Origin of the sequence: Neobacillus rhizosphaerae, assembly GCF_050477885.1 — a bacterium.
Taxonomy (GTDB): domain Bacteria; phylum Bacillota; class Bacilli; order Bacillales; family Cytobacillaceae; genus Neobacillus; species Neobacillus rhizosphaerae_A.
In genome coordinates this window covers 17,123-37,003 of the sequence record NZ_JBCNAC010000066.1, presented here as the reverse complement: position 1 = coordinate 37,003, position 19,881 = coordinate 17,123, and the positions used below count along the sequence as shown (strand labels likewise).

At 41.3% G+C, this 19,881-nt stretch carries 15 protein-coding genes; all 15 read left to right on the top strand.

The genetic code is table 11. The annotated features are described in order from the left end of the window. The first annotated feature begins 29 nt into the window (after positions 1 to 29). The 15 genes from ABES03_RS08600 to ABES03_RS08530 all read left to right on the top strand — a co-directional run bounded on the left by ABES03_RS08600 (position 30) and on the right by ABES03_RS08530 (position 19,851). Positions 30 to 2,876 carry a phage tail tape measure protein gene (locus ABES03_RS08600; RefSeq protein ID WP_430116852.1) on the top strand — a complete coding sequence of 949 codons (2,847 nt, stop codon included), beginning with the start codon at positions 30 to 32 and terminating at the stop codon, positions 2,874 to 2,876. Beyond that, positions 2,876 to 4,555, top strand: a complete 1,680-nt coding sequence (locus ABES03_RS08595) for a distal tail protein Dit (protein ID WP_430116851.1) — start codon at positions 2,876 to 2,878, stop codon at positions 4,553 to 4,555. Before ABES03_RS08600 ends, ABES03_RS08595 begins: the two co-directional genes overlap by 1 nt. Positions 4,556 to 4,625: 70 nt before the next feature. Beyond that, complete coding sequence (locus ABES03_RS08590; protein ID WP_430116850.1) at positions 4,626 to 7,391, top strand: phage tail spike protein; 2,766 nt, start codon at positions 4,626 to 4,628, stop codon at positions 7,389 to 7,391. 17 nt (positions 7,392 to 7,408) lie between these two features. Then, positions 7,409 to 10,426 (top strand): DUF859 family phage minor structural protein, encoded by a 3,018-nt coding sequence (locus ABES03_RS08585; protein WP_430116849.1) that lies wholly within the window; start codon positions 7,409 to 7,411, stop codon positions 10,424 to 10,426. A 72-nt stretch (positions 10,427 to 10,498) separates the two neighbouring features. Continuing rightward, positions 10,499 to 11,599: a LysM peptidoglycan-binding domain-containing protein gene (locus ABES03_RS08580; RefSeq protein WP_430116847.1), complete on the top strand. Its 1,101-nt coding sequence runs from the start codon at positions 10,499 to 10,501 to the stop codon at positions 11,597 to 11,599. Positions 11,600 to 11,706: 107 nt separating this feature from the next. After that, positions 11,707 to 11,934, top strand: a complete 228-nt coding sequence (locus tag ABES03_RS08575) for a BhlA/UviB family holin-like peptide (protein ID WP_430116845.1) — start codon at positions 11,707 to 11,709, stop codon at positions 11,932 to 11,934. 60 nt (positions 11,935 to 11,994) lie between these two features. Then, positions 11,995 to 12,225 carry a holin gene (locus ABES03_RS08570; RefSeq protein ID WP_430116844.1) on the top strand — a complete coding sequence of 77 codons (231 nt, stop codon included), beginning with the start codon at positions 11,995 to 11,997 and terminating at the stop codon, positions 12,223 to 12,225. A gap of 154 nt (positions 12,226 to 12,379) precedes the next feature. Next, positions 12,380 to 12,679 (top strand): hypothetical protein, encoded by a 300-nt coding sequence (locus ABES03_RS08565; protein WP_430116843.1) that lies wholly within the window; start codon positions 12,380 to 12,382, stop codon positions 12,677 to 12,679. Between the two features lie 110 nt (positions 12,680 to 12,789). Further along, complete coding sequence (locus tag ABES03_RS08560) at positions 12,790 to 13,713, top strand: hypothetical protein (protein WP_430116841.1); 924 nt, start codon at positions 12,790 to 12,792, stop codon at positions 13,711 to 13,713. Continuing rightward, positions 13,713 to 14,486, top strand: coding sequence for an ATP-binding protein (locus ABES03_RS08555; protein ID WP_430116840.1), 774 nt, complete (start codon positions 13,713 to 13,715; stop codon positions 14,484 to 14,486). The genes ABES03_RS08560 and ABES03_RS08555 overlap by 1 nt, the downstream gene beginning before the upstream one ends. Positions 14,487 to 14,488: 2 nt before the next feature. Next, the gene (locus ABES03_RS08550) at positions 14,489 to 15,760 is read left to right on the top strand and encodes a DnaB-like helicase C-terminal domain-containing protein (RefSeq protein WP_430116839.1); all 1,272 of its coding nucleotides are present in this window, start codon (positions 14,489 to 14,491) and stop codon (positions 15,758 to 15,760) included. Between the two features lie 386 nt (positions 15,761 to 16,146). Continuing rightward, positions 16,147 to 17,100 carry a toprim domain-containing protein gene (locus tag ABES03_RS08545; protein WP_430116838.1) on the top strand — a complete coding sequence of 318 codons (954 nt, stop codon included), beginning with the start codon at positions 16,147 to 16,149 and terminating at the stop codon, positions 17,098 to 17,100. A 635-nt stretch (positions 17,101 to 17,735) separates the two neighbouring features. Beyond that, entirely contained in the window at positions 17,736 to 18,446 is a 711-nt protein-coding gene (locus ABES03_RS08540) for an RNA polymerase sigma factor (RefSeq protein ID WP_430116837.1), read from the top strand. Positions 18,447 to 18,603: 157 nt separating this feature from the next. Further along, on the top strand, positions 18,604 to 19,347 hold the full coding sequence (locus tag ABES03_RS08535; RefSeq protein WP_430116835.1) for a hypothetical protein: 744 nt from the start codon (positions 18,604 to 18,606) through the stop codon (positions 19,345 to 19,347). Positions 19,348 to 19,416: 69 nt separating this feature from the next. Next, positions 19,417 to 19,851 carry a hypothetical protein gene (locus tag ABES03_RS08530; RefSeq protein WP_430116834.1) on the top strand — a complete coding sequence of 145 codons (435 nt, stop codon included), beginning with the start codon at positions 19,417 to 19,419 and terminating at the stop codon, positions 19,849 to 19,851. Positions 19,852 to 19,881: the final 30 nt, after the last annotated feature.

Genomic DNA, 19,881 nt, shown 5'->3' with positions numbered 1-19,881 from the left:
CCAAATTACGAAATGGAGGAGGATTATGAATGGCTTCACTAGCTGAACTTATGGTCAGAGTCGGAGCTGACATTTCAGAGTTTACTCGTCAAATGCAACAAGTGAACAACAAAATGAAGGACACTGGACGAGGACTGATGAACGTTGGAAAGTCAGTTGGAGACGCTGGTTCCAGAATGGCTCAAGCTGTGACACTTCCAATTATGGGACTCGCAACTTCTGCTGTTGTTATTGGTGCTAAATTCGACAAGCAAATGTCCAAAGTTCAAGCAATCTCGGGAGCAACTGCTGGAGAATTTGAGAAGCTCCGTGCAAAAGCTCTGGAACTTGGAGCTTCAACCTCTTTCAGTTCCAGTGAAGTAGCAATGGCAATGGAGGAACTTGCTTCGGCTGGTTTTAACACAAACCAAATTCTCGGAGCAACTCAAGGTGTCTTGGACTTAGCCGCTTCTGCTGGAATTGACTTGGCTGAAGCTTCTTCAATTGCTGGAAATGCAATAAACGGTTTCGGTCTTTCAGCAAATGACGCTTCCCACGTTGCTGATGTTCTTGCAAAGGCTTCAGCTATTTCCGCAACGAACGCAACTGGTCTTGGATATGCTTTCAAATACGTTGCTCCAGTTGCAAAGACACTTGGAATCTCTCTTGAAGAAACTGCTGGTGCAATTGGTCTCCTTGCTAACGCTGGTATTGACGGTTCTTCTGCTGGTACTGCTCTCCGTATGGGTCTCTTAAGACTTGCTTCTCCTACAAATGAAATGGGGAAACTCATGGAAGCAACTGGGTCAGAGTTTTTTGACGCTAATGGAAAAATGAAAAACCTTGCTGGAATTATCGACACGTTGAGACAGGCAACAAAGAACATGACCGACGAGCAAAAGACTTCTTACCTTGCAACGTTGTTTGGTGCTGAAGCTGTTTCTAGTTTTATGGTTCTCATGGACGCTGGTTCTGGAAAAATCAACGCATACACAAAAGAGTTACAGAACTCAAACGGTGAAGCTCGGAAAATGGCTGACACATTGACGAAAAACCTTGCTGGAGCATGGGACAACTTGACTGGTGCTTTGGAGTCTCTTGCAATATCTTTCTCTGACGTGGTGAAAGGAGACTTGCAAAGGCTGGCAAATAAGCTTACTGAAGTTGTTAACTGGCTCAACAAACTCTCTCCAGGAACAAAAAAGGCAATTCTGGTATTCGGGTTGTTACTGGCAAGTATAGCTCCATTACTAATTGTAATTGGCTTTATTGCTCAAGGAATTGGAGCTTTAACTGTTGCATTTGGTGCAATTTCGGCTCCTGTTTTGGCTGTCGTTGCTGTCATTGTCGCTGTTGGAGTGGCTCTTGTCGCTCTATGGAAAAACAGTGAAACTTTCCGTAATGGACTCATTGCTGTGTTCAACGCTGTAAAGGAAAAAGTCACTCAAGCTCTCGGAGTAGTTGTGAGCTTCCTTCAATCCAAGCTTGCTCAAATTCAAAAATTCTGGGCAGAAAACGGAAGTCAAATTCTTGAAGCTGTGCAGAACGCTTGGAACCTCATTCTCGGAGTCATTAAATTCGTTATGCCTTTAATTCTCGCTGTCGTGAAAATGGTTTGGGAGTCTATTAAGGGAGTCATTAACGGAGTTCTTAACTTCATTATGGGTCTCATTAAAGTCTTCACTGGAATTTTCACTGGTGACTTCTCGAAAATGTGGGAAGGTATCAAGCAAATGTTCTTCGGAGCTGTTGAAGCAATCTGGAACTACTTCAACCTAATGTTTGTGGGTCGAATTATTAAAGGAATTGGTCTGTTTATCAAGGGAGGTTGGGGTCTGTTTAAAGGCTTTGGTTCCCAGATTATAAACTTCTTCAAGTCCACTTGGAACTCCATGTGGAGAGAAGTTGACAAGTTTTATATTTCGGCTCTCCGAACTTTCAACACGTTCAAAAACATGGGTCTTAATGTGTTCAATGCTTTCAAAGCAACCTTGTCAATGATATGGCAAGGAGTTAAAGCAAACGTTCTGAACGCTGTGACCGCTCTGAAAAGTGGAGCTGTTAGTGGCTTCAACAATTTGAAGTCTGCTGGAGTCTCAATTTTCAACACATTGAAGTCAGTCGTTCTTGCTGTGTGGAAAGGGTTGAAGTCTTCTGTTGTTTCAATTGTAAATGGTATGAAGTCAACTCTGTCTGGTGTCTTCAACGGAATTAAAACGGTTGCTGTCAACGTGTTCAACTTAATTAAGTCAGCTTTGACAGGTAATGTTTCTGGAATGAAGTCGGCTCTGGTTGGTATCTGGAACGGAATTAAGTCTTCCATTTCTGGAATTGCCAACGGTCTGAAGTCAGCTGTTGTTGGTGTGTTCCATAGCTTGAAAGGAACCGCTTCAAGCATTTTCAACTCTATTAAATCAGCAATGACAAACCCAATTCAGACCGCTAAGTCAGTTATTCTCGGGATAATCGACACTATCAAAGGAGCTTTCTCAAGGCTTCACATTACCATTCCAAAACCAAAGATTCCTAGAATTTCAGTGTCCATGAAAAAAGGTGCAATGGGTATTCCATACCCAGACTTTAATGTTCACTGGAACGCAAAGGGAGCTATCTTCAACGGTGCAACTCTACTTGGTGGAGGTCAAGGTGTTGGAGAAGCTGGAGCTGAAGCTGTTATTCCAATTCAACACAAACGTTACATGGCTCCGTTTGCTCGTGCTGTGGCTGACAACCTTCCAATGAAAGACAACGCTGAAAAACCTCAAGACGTGACTTACACTTTCTCAATTCCTCTGTACCTGGACGGACGTGAAGTTGCACGAGGAACAGCAAAGTTCACCAAAGAAGAACTTGAGAAGCTGGAAAACCGCAAAAGCAGAATGGAGGGTAACATTTAATGTTCACGGTAACTTTCTCTGAACATAACTTAACTGATTACTTCACGGTGGAGAGTGTGCAAAGAAGCATACTCCCTCCTCGTGAGGTCAACTTGCTTGAGGTTCCTGCTCGTCATGGAGCTTACTTTCAAAGTTCCAGATATGGAGTGAGGGAAATTCAAGTCAAAATCATTGTGAAAGCTTCAACCAATGTTGACTTAATGAACACAATGAGGTTCCTTGCTTATTGCTTGGACATTGATAAACCAACGGAGCTTGTGTTTTCTGATGAACCAAACCGTGTTTATTACGCAATTCTGTCTGATAAAACGGACATTGAAGAAATTCTCTCTATTGGTCGAGGGACACTGAACTTCCTCTGTCCAGAACCATTCGCTTACTCCAGTGAAATTAAAACCATAGCTCCAGACGGTGACGGTTATTTCCTTTTTGACAATCAAGGAACCACAACCACTTTCCCCAAGTTCACCACCACTTTTGCTGGTGAAGCAACTTTCCTCTCATTAACAAGTCCAGACGGAGTAATTCTTATTGGAAACCCTCATGAAGCTGAAAGCACAAAAATTCCAGCACAACAAACCATTCTGAATGACCCAATGAGGAGTGTTCAAGGTTGGGTTCCAGCAGGGGCAATTCTGGACGCTGGTCGTCAAAACGTTGGAACCATTGCTGTAAGGAGTGACGGTGAAGGAATTATTTGTACTGACTACGGAGCTGGAACAAAGGGAAGTGGAATTTGGCATGGAGCTGGGTACAGAAAAAACCTCTCCCAAACAGTGAAAGACTTCACGGTCAAAGTGAGACTGGACTTTTCTTCCCAAGACGGGACTTCTAAACTCGATGGAAACCAGAAGGGACGTTTGGAAATTTATCTTTTCTCTGCAAATGGAACGAAAATTGGGAAGCTCGTTATGAGAGACTCTTACTCCGCTTATGAGTTCAACATTCCAGAGATTTTCATTCAGAACACAACCTTCTTGGTTAGTGAACCAAAGGCTCCAGCTGGGAAGAAAATTTCTCAAAAAGAATACACTTACTATACTTTGACCGCAAACCATACTGTTGAATATCTCGCAAAGAAGTTTGGTTTGAGTCAAGCTTCCTTGAGAGCTTTGAATGGTTGGTCAGGTTCCAAAACAAGTGTTACAAAAGGAACTCGTATTAAAGTCGGCTCCAAAACAGTTACAAAGGTCATTTATCCAGAACACGTTGGTTCTTACAATGATTTTTTCGGAGAGTTCACTCTATCGAGGGTCGGAACCAAGTGGTATGCAGAAGTTTCTCGTATGGACTCGAACTTTAGGAAGTCAAAGACAATCTCAAAGACTTTCTATGACAAGTCTGGGAAATACACGAAAGAGGAGCTTGCTTACATTGTCATTTCCTTCTTGCAATACGAGACTGACCCAGTTGTCCAGAAAATGAGTGTTACTGACATAAAGGTCTATAAACACAACTCTATTACTGAAGTTGACACTCCAGCTATTTTCCAAGCTGAGGACATACTTGAAATTGACTTGGCTTCAAGCATTGTCACACTGAACGGAGACCCTTTCATGACTGAAGTTGACGTTGGTTCTGTTTTCTTCCCTATTTATGAGGGACAAACAGAAGTGAAGGTCAGCACGAATGACCAAAATGCTTCACACTCTGCTGACTTCGTCGAACGTTATTTGTAAATTACTTTACGAAAATCCGGAATGTTCTTCGGAGCGTTCCCTTTTATTTTATTAAGAAGGAGGAAGAAGAATGATTTACGTTCTAAACAGACACGAGCAAGTTGTTGCTATTCTGACCAACAACGGAAGTCCAAACTCTTGTCCGTATTATGACGACGTTATGAAAGAAAGTCTCGACACTGGAATGTCTTCTTATGAGTTCAAAGTTCCATCAAACCATAATGTTACTGACCTCATTGAAGAAGGTGGATATGTTGCAAGAACTGACCTTGACGGAAACTTGGTCATGTTTACGATTATGCACATTGAAGAAACTCATGGAGCTACCAGTGAAATATTTGTTTACGCAGAGACCGCTGGAATGGAACTTTTAAATGACATTGTAAGACCAGCAACTCTTTACTCGAAGGAAGCTGAATACGTTCTGGACTTCCTTCTTCAGGACACTCGCTGGGAACGTGGTCACGTTGACTATTTCGGAGTTGAGAACTTTTCCTTCGAGGAATACAAAAACGTTGTGGGAACCCTTCAAGACGTTGCCAACACTTTCGGAGGAGAGCTTCAGTTCCGAATTAAAATGAAGAACGGAGTTGTCTCTCACAGGTACGTTGACCTTTTGGAACAAAGAGGGAAGGACACAAAGAAACGGTTTGTTTACGGAAAAGATATTCAGTCCATTAAACGAACCATTGATATGTCAAACGTTGCAACTGCTTTGATTGGGATTGGAACAGACGGTCTTACTTTCAAAACTGTTGGTTATTACAAATCAAACGGAAACCCTTTTACAAAACCAGTCAATCAAGACTGGGTTGGTGACGAGGACGCTCTCCAACGTTACGGAACTCAAGGGAAGCATATCTTTGGAACTTTCACTTATGAAACAAGTGAACCGGAAACGTTGCTGAAAAAGACTTGGGCAGAACTTCAAAAGAGGAAGAACCCACAAATTTCATATGAAATGGACGTTTCCTTGCTAGAACGAATGGCAGATATTGAGGAAGAAGCTGTTCGACTTGGTGACACGGTTTTTGTAGTGGACACAACTTTCAGTCCAGCTCTCTACCTTGAAGCTCGTGTTCGAGAACTAGAGACCTGTTTCAGTGACCCAGGCAAAGACCGGTGTGTTCTGGGAAATTTCAAAGTTGTGAAAAGCAACATTACTTCCCAAATGAGAGCTGTCCAAATGAAGTTGCTCAAAAAAGAAGCTACTTGGGACACAGTTAAGGACGCTCTGGACGTTGCAACTCAAACGAGGGAAGAAACAAAACCTATTGTTGACAGCTATTATGACGGTTCATTCCAAAACGGTTCAAGTAACTGGTCTCAAACTGGGATTGGTCAAACAACTCCTCCAGCACAAGTCGGAACCGTAGCTCCTTCACAAGAAGCTGATTTTGGAGCTAACACGTTACAGTTGCAAGGTGAGCAAACTCTATTCTCCAAAAATGCTTTCCCAATTAGCACGAGCAGAACATATAAAGTTGCTTTCCGTGTTCGGCAAATCATTGACCCAACTGTTCCTGGAACTTCTGGAGTTTTGGTTGGTGTGGCTTGTCTTGACGAGAATTACAATGACATAACTGGAGGAACTCACAGGTTCTTCGTTGCAAATAATGTTCAGCTGGCCGTTGCTGACGACTGGCAAGTTTTATCTGGAACCATTGTTGGTGAAGGAACGGACGTTGGTACTTTCCCAGTTGGAACAAAGTTCGTCAGACCAGTTTTCACTGTCAATTATCAGAACGGAGACGGAACCACTGTTGTCGATTACTTCAACTTTGAGGACGTAACTGCAAAAGTTGAAATGGACAATTTGCTGAATGAGTTAAGCATACGAACAGAGAAAAACGCTCTCATTCAAACGGTCATGGAGTCTGAAGAATACAAAGTACAAATGGGGCAGAAAGTTGATACAACTTATGTTAAAGAAAACTTTGTAGACAACGAAACTTTAAGCTCAACAGTATCAGGCATAAACAACTCGGTTGACGATAAAATTGCTGGTCTTGAAATTACTGCTTTAAAACAACGAGTCACGGACGTTGAAACAAAGGCTGGAGAGATTGACTTCAAGTTCACTCATTCCGGTGGAGTCAACTTGCTGAAAAATTCTGTTGGTTTCGCTGGGACAGATTTCTGGACTCCTATTTCTGGAACCATTTATACGCTCCAGAATGATGAACTTGCTCAACTCGGTGGAGGTTCTGGCTGGTGGACTAAAGTCGGAACTGGAGCTTCTCTCGAACAAGCTGTAAGTGTTCCAAACTCCAACAATTACACTCTCTCATTTTTCATGAACAAGACCGCTGACAACGCAACAGACGGAAGGGTCGGAATTGAAATTTATGGTGAAGGAAAACTGATTACTTTTATGGGAAAGGACGCTGGTCAAGGAACCACAAAGGGTTATGAACAATTCACTTACACGCTTGACACAGAGTTGAATGAGGTTACTGTTCGCATTGTTGCTGGAACTGGAGCTGAAGCTGTTCTCACAAACGTTATGTTCAACATGGGGCAAATTGCTCTCCAGTGGACTCTCGCTTCTGGTGAGGTCTATAACACAAACGTCAAAATGGACATGAACGGAATACGAGTCAACTCCAACTCTTACAAAGGATATACAGCAATTACTCCTCAAGAGTTTTCTGGTTACGCAGAAGTTCCAGACGAAAACAACAAGCTTGTTATGACGAGAGTTTTCTCTCTGAACAAGGACGTGACGGAGGTTTCCAAGTTGGACGCTGACAAAGAAATTTCCATGTCTCCAGTCAAAATTGTCCCAGTTCAATCAACCTCATACACTGGTTGGGCATTTATCGCTTTAGATTAATACGAGGAGGAATATGAATGGCTCTATCTGGTAGTTTCTCAAAAACAGTTGACTCTCACTGGAGGATTCGTTGTACTTGGTCAGGTTCCCAGTCTGTTTCTGGGAACTATACTGATGTAACTCTCAAAGTCTATTGGGAGTCAACGGACTCTTACGGAACGACTTACACGTCAACAACCAAGAGTGGTTCCTCAACAATTTTCAATTACAATTCTTCTGGAAGTGACGACACAGAGAGCTTCTCTTTCTCTGCAAAGCTTTCTGGCCAAGACTCGACACTTGTTCACACACAGACAACTCGTGTTTACCATAACTCTGACGGAACAAAGTCGTTCTCAATGTCAGCTTCTCTTGCAATTGAATTGACCCTCGGAGGAACTTATTATGGAACGGTCACAGCAAGCTCTGGAACCGTGACATTGAACACTATTCCACGAGCTTCAACTTTGACTTCTTCGGCAAGCTGGACAGCTGGAAACAACCTTTCAATTTCTATCTCCAGAGCTGACGCTGATTTCACACATACGGTCAAAATTTACGTTCCAAGCTCCGACACAACTCCTCTCAAAACAATCACTGGAATAGGAACCTCAACAACGGTGAGCTTCTCAACTACTGACAACACGGAAATTTTCAACGTACTCAACACAGGTTCCAGCACAACTTCAAAAATTGAGTTGATAACTTATTCTGGTGGAACTCCAATTGGAACGAACACTTACACTGGAACAATCACAGCTCCTAGTGCTTCAAGTGTTTCCTCTGTCAATGGTTTCGGAAGTTCTGCAAATGAAGTTTACATTGACCAGTCGCTCACAGTGAATATTTCCAGAGCAAACTCTGGGTTCACTCACACAATTGAGCTATGGGTCAGAAACCCAGCTGACACTGGGGCAATTAAAGTTAAAAGTTTAACTGGAGTTGGAACTTCAACGTCCTACACTTTGACTCAAGACGAAATGAACTTGATTTATAACGCAACTCCGAACTCCAACAACATTGACGGTAATATTCGAGTATATACCTATTACAACGGTGAGCTGGTTCGGACATATACGGACTATGACGTAAACTGGAACGTTCGGAACTCGAACCCAACGTTTTCAGCTTCGTCCATTTCTTACGCTGACGTGAACTCAAAAACAACTGGTGTAACAAATGATAGTTCTTACATTGTCCAAAACCAGTCAGACTTGAGAGTTTACGTCAACACTTCTGCAAGCATGAAAAACGGAGCTACTTTCTCCAAGTACGTTGTGACCGTCAACGGTAAAACTGGGGAAATTACTACCGCAACTGGGAACGTAACTATTGGGAAAATTACAGCTTCGACCAACGTGACTTTGACCGTGACAGTTTACGACTCACGAGGAAACTCAACTGCTGTGACGACAACCGTCAAAGTTCTTTCTTACGCTGAACCAGTTGTTTCCGTTTCCTTGAGTCGTGCAAACAAGTTCGAGAACTCAACCACAATGAAAGTAAGTGGAAGCTTCTCTCCGATTACGATTGGAACAACAATCAAGAACACAATTGATTCCCTTGTTTATCGTTACCGAGTGAAAGGAACAACAACTTGGTCAGCCGACACAGCAATTGTTTTCACAATTTCTGGGTCAACCTACACAGCAAACAACGTAATTCTTGACTTGGACAACACGAAAGCATGGGAATTTGAAATTGTTGCAAGTGACAAACTCCTTCCTCATACGGAACCAGCTCAAGTTGGAACTGGTCAACCAATTGCTTTCATTGACTCCGTGAAAAAGTCTGTTTCGGTCAATATGTTCCCTCAAAATAGCAATTCTTTTGAAGTAACTGGTGACTTATGGTTGTATGCAACCGAGAAAGGTACAACAAAGGTTGGAGGGGTCTTTACAGCTAATACTGACAAGACTTACTTGAAATTCAAACCAGCTTCAGGCTCCAATGACCCAGCTTGGATTATGCACGAGACTTCTTCTGACTCAGCAAACCAAAACCGAGGAGTCCTCCATTTATGTCCTACTGACGACAATGACAACGTCAATGACTATGTTGCTATTCACGGAACAAATGACCCAGAAACTATTAAGTTCTGGACTGGAGGAGACGGTTGGTTTGCTGGTTCTGTAAAAGTTGACGGTGGAATAAATGTGGGAAGTTATCTGAACATTGATTACACTGGAGACGCTTCTCCAACTTCCACAAACGCTGGTTTGAGGATTGGTTCGGAGAATGGTGACAATATCAAAATTGACGGAAACGAAATTATTGCAAACCAGAACGGTTCCGCTGGTGTTCTTTACCTTCAGAATGAAGGAGGTCAAGTAAAGATTGGAAATAACACTGGTGGAGTAAAACTTATCATTCCAAAAGGTGAGTTTATTATCCCGAACGCTACTGGTGGAACCGAAACTATTAACCTCCGACTTGTTACTGACGCTAACTCGGCATACATTCAAGCTGGTAAGGACTTGAATGACACTTCCGCTGAATTGAGGATTGCTCGAACTGGAACCGCTAGTACAAATATTGAAGTCTTACGAATTTACTCTAATAGTACAAACTTGAATGGTGCATTGCACGTTCAAGACATTTACATTGACAATGACCGTACTATTATTTGGACTCCTCCAGGCAACTATGACCAAACATGGTATGACGAAACAAACAACACATACCACTTCACAGCTGACACAGCTTCTTCAAAGACAAGTGGAAACGCAACAATTAAAGCTGGTTCGTTTACAACAACCTCTGATAGAAAACTCAAAACCAATATTCAGAAGTATTCACAAAAATTTGGTGGAGACGCTCTTTTAAAGGTCAAGAATACTCCAGTTTACACTTACAGTTATTTGACGGACTTGACGACTGTGGAGAATGGGAGAAAGGCTCCAGAATTTCGTGTTGGTCTAATGGCAGACGAGGTTCCAGACGAGCTTCTCTCGGTAAACAAGGATGGAATTGATTTATATTCTATGTTGTCCACTCTTTGGAAAGCTGTTCAAGAAGTTGCAACCGAACTGAAATATGTTCGGCTTTATAAATGAGAAGCAAAAAAGGAGTAAGGTGAGAGTCCTTGCTCCTTTTTATTACTAAATTACGGAAAGGAGAAATTGGTAATGGAAATAAAAACTCAATATGTAAGAGTTAATAAGTACACTCGTCCAGCTCAAAAGAACAAAGGTGTCTTCGGTGTCGTGTGGCATTATACAGCTTCTCCGAAAGCAACAGCTCAAAACATTCGTGACTATTTTGACGGAACTTGTATTCGTCAAGGACGTTACGCTTCAGCTCACGACGCAATTGACAAAACTCAAGTCATTCACATGGTTCCGCATGATGAGGTTGCTTACCATGCTCATGACCATTCTGTTTGTTACGTTCCTATTTTCGGAACCAATGCAAACTTCACAGCAATTGGGGTTGAGCTTTGTGTTGACGCAAACAATAACCTTGAACCAGAAACTTATAAAAATGCTGTTGAATATGGTGTCATTCTTTGTAAGCAATACAAGCTTGACCCAATGAAACACTTCTTCCGTCACTATGACGTAACTCACAAGAACTGTCCTGCTTTCTGGGTAAAAGACCCAGCTGGTTTTGAGAAGTTCAAGAGAGACGTTTATGAAAAGCTTTACGCTGAAACTCCTAAACCTCAAGTGAAACCAGCTCCAGCTCAACCAGCAACAGTCGGCCATTACATTGTCCAAAGAGGAGACACTCTTTACTCCATTGCAAACAAATTCAAAATGGACGTTGCTGACATTCAAAAAGCAAACCCAACTGTAAACGCTCGTGCAATGCAAGTTGGAACCAATCTGGTTATTCCGAACGGAAAATATACTCAATACGCTGTCAAAAAGGGAGACACTTTCTATGGCATAGCTGACGAGTTCCATTTGAACGTTGACGATTTGCTGAAAGCAAACCCAAAAGTTGACTCTAAAAAGCTTCAAATTGGTCAAGTGATAAACATTCCCACAAAATCAAGTCCTCAACCAGCTCCAGCTCCAAAACCTCAACCAGCTACAAAAACAGTGACTCCTCCAGCTCCTAAAAGAGACCAGAAAACAAATAGCCTGGTTGACTATTTAAAGTCAATCAACGTTGACTCCAGTTTTGCAAACCGTGAGAAACTCGCTAAAAAATACGGAATTGCAAAATACAAGGGAACCGCTGACCAAAACGCTAAACTTCTGGTTAAAATGAGAGGTCACTAATTCTTGGAATGTCCGTTGAAATAAACAAGAGCTGACCAAAGACCTTTGACGAGTCAAGGAGACCGTTGAAGGTCTTTTTTATTTTAAAGAGAAGGGAGGAGTCTGGAGTGGAGAACGTACTCATGTCACTTGCTTCAAAAGAGGGGTTATTTGCTGTCATGTTCGTGGCATTGTTCCTCTATCAAATACTTGACAGTCGTAAACGAGAAGAAAGGCTCATGAACTTTATCGACAACATTTCCAGTCAGTTTGAGTCTCTTGCAAAGCAATATGAGAAGCTCGCTGACGACGTGGACGAGATTCGTCAAGATATGAAGGACTTCTTCAAACGTTAAGTCACAAGAGGCTTACTTCCTCGTTGGTATGAGTGTAATGAACAGAAAGGAGGACTCAAAATGATTGAGTTTGGAATTATCATTGCTGTCCTTGTTGGTCTTGGTCAAGTGGCAAAACAACTTGGTCTCTCCAACAAATACATTCCACTAATGAACCTCATTTTCGGTGTCGGTGCTGGTCTCACTATGATTGGGAACGGAGACATTCCAACAAAGGTCATTACTGGAATGATGATTGGACTTTCTGCTTCTGGTCTATATGACCAAACAAAGCTTCTCACAAAGAAATAAATTCCCTATGGTCTTTATTCCCTCCATTTCGCTCACTTGGTCTGGTCAACCGAGTGAGCATTTTTTTATTTAGTTGAGGAGTAAATTGACACACTAATTCTCACTCCTATATGCTTGATTGGTAAAAATGCTAAAGAGTGGGGGAGAATTAGGTATGTTGGCAGAAGCTATCACATTCATTGCTAAAAGTGTTATTGGGTATTTTGCGAAACAAGGTGGAGAACTTATCCTTAAAGAGTTTTTTGACATTCACATTGGTGTAACTCTAACGAACAAAATTGCAAATGAGTATGGGAATTATAGAGCTAAAAATCCAACTGATACGATAACGTTTGAGGATTTTAGAGACAAAGTAAAAGGGGAAGCAATAGAACAACTTAAAAATAAGAGCGTAAATGACGGCGAATTTTCTGCTTGGTACAACTACTATACTCAAAATATCGCTGAACAATAAAATCGAAAAAAACTCCTTAAACCGTCGAAAGACGGTTTTTTATTTGGTCACGAAACAATAATTTTTCTCGTTGAAGCTGGTGGAAAACATTCGTAAGGAGGGAAGACCGTGTGACCAAGAAGTCCGTATGCAATTACACAACTGAACCCTCTGACCGCTTTGTCAAATTGAAGTATGACGCATTTCACTATATTGGCAAAGGTGAAACAAAGACCATTATTCAGACGCTCGGATTCAGAAACAAGACCGTGTTTGAATGTATAGCGTCTCACCAAGACACAACTTGTCATTCAAACATTACATTGGAGCAAATTGCTGAACTCACTGGAATTGGTTTGACAACGGTTCAGAGAGCTGTCAACGAGCTGAAAGATTTCACTTATGAAGGAAAACCAATTATGGAAGTCAAGGACTACTATGACGGAAAGAAACCTCGCAACCTCTACAAAATACTTCCCAACCCTCTTGTTAGTCAGTTCAACGAGAAAGTTAATATTTCAAATTCTGAAATACTAGACTCCAGTATTTCAAATTCTGAAAAACTGGAACCATTTAGTGCTTCACTTTTTGAAATGACTAAAGAACAAACATATAAAGAACAAGTATTAAAGAATAATAGCAAAGAGGAGCTTGAAACTATGAACCGTGAAAGAATGACCAACAAACAAATTGTTTCATACTTCAACGGAATATTGAAGGACAAAGGAATTGACAAGAAACCTAATTACCCAAGACTCATGAAACAAATGAAAATTGTTGAACCTCTTTTCTCGGAACTGATAAACAACGACATTAAAAAGGTTTGTGAAATTGTTGCTGACCAATACGAGACCTGGGGCAATAACTCCCTATATCCTTTGGAAGTTTCAGTGATTGCTCGGAGATGGGTCGTTGAACGAGCTTTGAAGGAATTGAAGAAAGAGAAGGAGAGTGTGTCACAAATGAAAGAACAGTCCGTTGAAGCAACTAAACGGAATGACGTTGCTTTGAGTTCAATAATGGCAAGAATTAAGAGAAAAGGAGGACAACGCTAATGACCGAAACCAATAAAGAACGTTGTCTCATGGCTCCTGTTTGCAAGTTTGCTGGAAAACCGAGTCACTGTCATGACCTCTGTTTCCCTTTCCGCAAAGCTCACGGTGAGTCTGGGGAGTCTGGTGTGGTTGGTCTTGCTGGTGTTCCAAAGAAATACAAGACCGCAACAAAGCATAACCTCCCAATAAAGAAGGACAATCCAGAGATTTATGAAGCTATCATTTCAATTTGTGAAAATATTGAAGACTTCATTGACGAAGGAGTGGGTCTTTACCTTTACTCGGTTCCGTGTCCAGAGAATCCAAAAGGGACTGGAACAGGGAAGACCACTTCGGCAATTACCATTTTGAACAGTTACTTGACTCACAGACTGGTTCAGCATATTAAAGGAGAACGTGAAATAAAAGAACTTCCAGCTCTGTTCGTCAAGGCTTCAAAACTCCAAAACTCTTACAACGCTCAATTCAGAGGAATGAAAGAGGAACTAGAGGAAGCTTCCTCCAAGTTCTACAAGTTGAAAAAGCTCATGATTGACACGGACTTGCTGGTCATTGACGACATTGCCCTCCGTGGAGCAACTGAAGGTTTTACAAATGAAATGTATGAAATTATTGACGAAAGGGTCACAGAGGAACGAGCAATAATTCTTACCAGCAACGAACCAATTGAGACCGTTGGAAAGATACTTTCAGAGCAAATTCGTTCCAGAATTGAAGGCTCTTGTGAGCTTCTCGCTTTTGAGGGTAGAGACCATAGAAAGAGAGGTTTTTAAGAATGATAGAACAGAAGCTTCTCTCCAAAATGCTTGATGAAAGACAGTTCTATGTTGTCTACAAGTACGGAGTGGACGTTCATGACTTCGAGAACCACTCGGACGTTTTCAGTTTTATTCACGACTATGTAAAAAGTGAAGGAACCACTCCAGACTATCGGACAATTGTTGAAAAGTTCGAGGACTTTGAATATGAACCAGACGTTGCAGACACGTTCAAATACCTCTGCAAGCAACTGAAAGCTAGGACAGGAAAACGACTCGCTTTTGAAATGCTCCAACACAGAGCAAAGCAAGCTTACAAAACAATGGACGGAGATGAGTTCGTCAAATGGCTGGCAACCGAGTCCAAGAAAATTGAACAAATAACTTCCATTGACTATGAGTCGGGAACCAATTACGCAACGAACGGTGAAGAACGTCTCCAACTGTATGAAGAAGCCAAAGACCCAGGAAACCATGTTCTCATTCCGACTCCGTTCAACGAATTGAATGATATTATTGGTGGAGGTTGGGAGCTTGGAGAATATCTCATGTTGCTTGCATTTACGAACGTTGGAAAAAGCTGGTACGCTTCAAAAATGGGTCTCCACTCATGGAAAGCTGGGTTTGGTGTGCTTCACTATTCTCCAGAGTTGACCAAACGACAACAGCTGTTCCGGCTGGACACACTTGCTGGACATTTCGACAACCAAAAACTACGTCGAGGACGCTTGGACAGTTTCCAAGAAGGGAAGTTCAAGAAGTTCCTTCAAGATTTCAACCCAGAGAAACAATATGTTCCGTACATTGTGAAGACAATGGAAGACTTACCAGTTGGACTTTCACTGGACGTTTTTGAAGCTGACTTGCAAATGAACCCAGACGTGAAATTCGTTATCATTGACGGTTTCAACTTAATGGTTCACGAGAAAGCTGACTCAACTCGGAACAAAATGACCGCAACCTCCAGAAAGCTCCGTCAAATACTCGGCAAATACAAGGTGACTGGACTCATTGTTCACCAGACTTCTGCTCAATCACAAAAGGAGAAAGCAAAGGAAGACGAGGACGGAATGAGAATTATTTCTCCTCCAGAACTGACCGACTTCTCCGAAACTTCGGCAACAATCCAAGACAGCTCTATGGTCATGACGCTGGACGCTTATGACGGAATTGCAAAGCTGGCAATTAAAAAGGCACGTGAACCAAGAGCTATTGGAAAAATCATAGAATGTGTTGCTGACTTTAACAATGGAATTATAAAAGAACAAAGTGACATTGACTATTTCTGATATTACTAAATTACGAAATAATTACCTCGGAACCTCTTGATATACGGAATACTTGTTCGCATAATGAGTGATAGGGAAAGGAGGAAAAATTTGACCTTGATTGACTAAAAAATATTTACAATAAATTACGTAATTTTGTATAATTTTCACTGTGGAAGCATTTAGAAACAACCTATACTTCTGAAAGGAGAGTTCCGAGGTATGCAACTTGAGTGTGGAATGTATGAAATTACAACAGACTGTGGAGAAATGTTCATTTACAACGTCAAAAAAGGCTTCTCTGAAAGGGATATTTATTGCCCGTGTTGTATGGAACATTTATACAGTCTCGTTGTAAATGGGGACGTATTTGAGTACGAAACCTATTTCGGAAAGGGGATTGAAAAATGCTCCTTATCGGGAACTATGAAGTTGAAGTTGACTTCGAGTCCGAACTTAGACAATTTGACTGGGCCAAACCTCGCTGGAAAGATAACAAGCTAATTGCTTGTTCTCCCTTTCGTGACGAGTTTCACCCAAGCTTTGCAGTGACCTATGACAAAGGTGGAATTTTCATTGACTCTGGAGGAGAAGGTGAATGGAGAAGCGGGAATTTTGTGAAGCTTCTCTCTTGGCTCCGAAATGAGACAGTGGAGGAAACTCAAGAGTATTTGCTAGAGAAATACTTCATTGTTGGGTTCCGTGATATAAACGAACTGGAACTCTCCTTTGAAGGTTGGGAAACCAAAAAGAAGTCCAATGAAGTCATTCCTCTTTCCGTTCTTGACCAGTTCAAATTCACTCACCCTTACCTTGAGCAAAAACGAGGGATTGAGGAAATTTTCCAACGAGCTTTGAAAATAGGATATGACCCTCACAAAAAAGCAGTCTCCTTCCCTATCTTCGACAAGAACGGAACCCTCATAAATATCAAGTTTCGCTCCGTAAAGGACAAAATATTTTGGTATCATAACAACAACCCAGTTCGTGAACACTTGTACTTACTTGACTTGGTAATGAAAAAGAAAGCTAAACGTGTGTTTCTGGTTGAGTCCGAAATTGACGCAATTACGCTTTTCAAAAATGGCTTTCCAGCAATTGCTGTTATGGGAGGTTCTCTGACTAAAAAACAGAAACGGTTGCTCCTCGATTCTGGAATTGAAACGCTGGTGCTTGCAACCGACAATGACAAACAAGGCAGACGGTTGAAGAACTCCATTCACGGTCAGCTTGGTGGACTCATGAACATTGAAGAAATGAGCTTCCCAGAACATTACAAGGACGTGAATGACATTCCAACGGACGAGCTAATTGAATACGCAACCAACACGGTTGAGCTGACTTTTTCCCTAGAGGACTGACCCTCTGGGGAATTTTTGGTTTAGGAATTTTTTCCTGATTACGAGATTTAGTAATTGACCAGAGAATTACGTACGTAATATAATACAAATACAAATTACTAAATTACGAAATAGTTACAAGAAAGGCAACTCGATTACTATTTATAGCAATTCCTATAAAAGAACGTTTTTCCAGTTTACTTACAATTATTCTTTCTAAAAACCTTTAACTTCTTTTGTTTCTAACAAACAATGACAATTTAAAGGAATGAGAGTCTATGAGTCGGTGTTCCTCTGGAGGAACGTTCTTTTTGTTGTCTTTAAATTACTAAATTTCGTAATTTATGAAAAGGAGGTCTTGAAACCATGTTGGACAGAATTGTCACTTGGCTTTATACAGCTGGAGTTCTTCTGCTTTGGTTTGTCTTTGTATTACGAAATTACGTAATTTAACAGATTAAAAAATTTTTTAAAAGGTTTGTCACAGCAAATGGACATTGTCGTTGGAGCTGTTAGAAAAGAGCTTCACCAAAAATTCTTCCGCTTTGCGGCTATACGTACAGTTCCAATTTTTCAAAAACATTGTCACACGAAATTGACCGTGTCGTTGGAGCAAATAACCAAAACAAAAATTCAAAATTTGGAGGAAAAAGACCATGAAAAAATTCAATGTAAACCTTGACCAAGAAATGAACGTTTTAGCTGTTGCTTTCGCAAATGGAGACGCAGTCGCTGGGAACCAGTTCGTTGAAAAGGTTCAACCCCTTCTGAAAAAGTACGCTTCCAAAATGTACTCTCCAATGGATAAAGAAGACTTGGCTCAAGAATTTATGATTGTTGCTATTGAGAAAGCTTACGATTTCGCTGAACGTTACAATGACGGAACCAACAACGTTCTCGGACTAATTTACACAGCTTGCAAACGCAAACTGATTGATATTAACAAAGCCTTCGGAGCAGAAAAACGCTCTCTATATAAAGACCGTGAAATTTCCCTTCAAGCAATGATTGGGGAAGACGGTGACATGACAATGGCTGAAAAGGTCTGCTCTGACCAGAAATCCGTTGAAGACCTGGTTGTTGAAAAACTAAACGAAAAGACACTGGCACAAGTTGTAAAAGACTTCGTTGCTTCAACTAAAGGACGTAATAGCAAAATCGTTCCGCTGATTTACAAAGCTAACAAGCACGATTGGGACGCAGAATTACTAAATTCCGCAATTGCGAAAGTACTGAAAGAAGAAACTGGAGCAGAAGCAAACAATGACGCTATTCGTCAAGCAAAGTCACGAGCTTTGAAAGCATTAAAAAAATCAATAGAGTGTGGAAACATTTCTGTTGCAACTCAACTTGAGTGGGAGCTGTAAGCTCCTGCTCCGTTGCTTTACATACCACTTTGTACGGATTGTAAACATAAAAGATTCATGGAAATTCAAACCATTTTGTCACGAGCGTCAACGGTTTCCGTTGTCAAAATTAGTGAGAAACATAACTCACTTAAAAATCACAGAAGGAGTGTTGCTCATGTCAGTTTTCACAGGCAAAGGTAAGTCAATCAAGGAAGAAATGAAAAAACGAGAGTTGGAAAAAAAGAAACGTCAAGACGGTGAGAAACTTGATTACAAAAAAATCAAAATCAACAAGGACTTGAAGAAAGAGGGAGACTCCATTCGAGTTCGTGTTCTTGGTGCTGAAGATTATACGACTTATGAAGCTCATGGCTCTTACGAAAAAGGAATTTACACAACTCCTTGCATTAACCCAACTGGAGACGGTGAAAACCGTTGCTTAATGTGTGAAGCTTCCAAACATGAAGGTTACAAAGAACTGAAACCTTCCACTCGGTTCCTGTTCGCTTTCTATGACATTGACATGGAAATGGTTCGTTACATTGACGTGTCTTATGGTCAAGGTGGAACACTCATGGACGACATTGAGGAATATGAGGACAGTTTGAATGACGTTGCTTTCACTCTGAAACGTCAAGGTACTGGAACAAAGACCGCTTACAAGCTTTCCCCAATTCTAAAGCTTAAAGGTGATGACCAAGCAAGGTTTGAAAAAGCTGAAGGAATGACTGTTGAAGAAAACTTCTTCGAGAAAGCTCTTTACATTAAGTCAACAAACCAAATGGGAATTGACTTGGAGAACGCTGATTTCGACGTTGAAGGATTACTCGGTTACGAAATTCAAGACGAGTCCAGCAACAATGACGGTGACGCAAAACAGCAAAACAACGAGGAAGTTGACCCAGAGAAAGTCTTCTAATAAACGGAGGGAACGAGCTTCCCCCCTTCCTATAAAAGATGAATAAGAAGAAAAGGAGAGGTTGTTTATATGTCAAAGTTCCAAGCCGGTCAAAAAGTTCGTGTAATTGGTGACTCCTTCAAAGCTGACCCGCATAATCTTCCTGTTGGTTCCGTCTTCGTCGTTGAAAGCATTTCTCCAGCAACTCCGTTCAAAGAATTTCCTCCATTAATGCAACTCATGTTTGCAATGAAAGGAATTAAACCTTACGACTTACCGGAACGAGTTCACGTAAAGACTGGAGATAATCCTTTCCAAGACTTTGCAAACATTGTGTTCGAGGACTTGGAAATGGTTGAAGACTACTCTGGAAAAAGGGTTCGTATGCTTGAGGACGACTGGGCAGAGGGGTACGGAGTTGGAGACGTTTTCGAGGTTCATGTTGACTCAGAGGAGCAAGCTTACTTCATTGACAAAGACGGAGACGTTCGCTTGTTGGCTGACCATGAACACGAAATTATTTAAAAAACACAAGGGAGTCTTTGGACTCCTTTT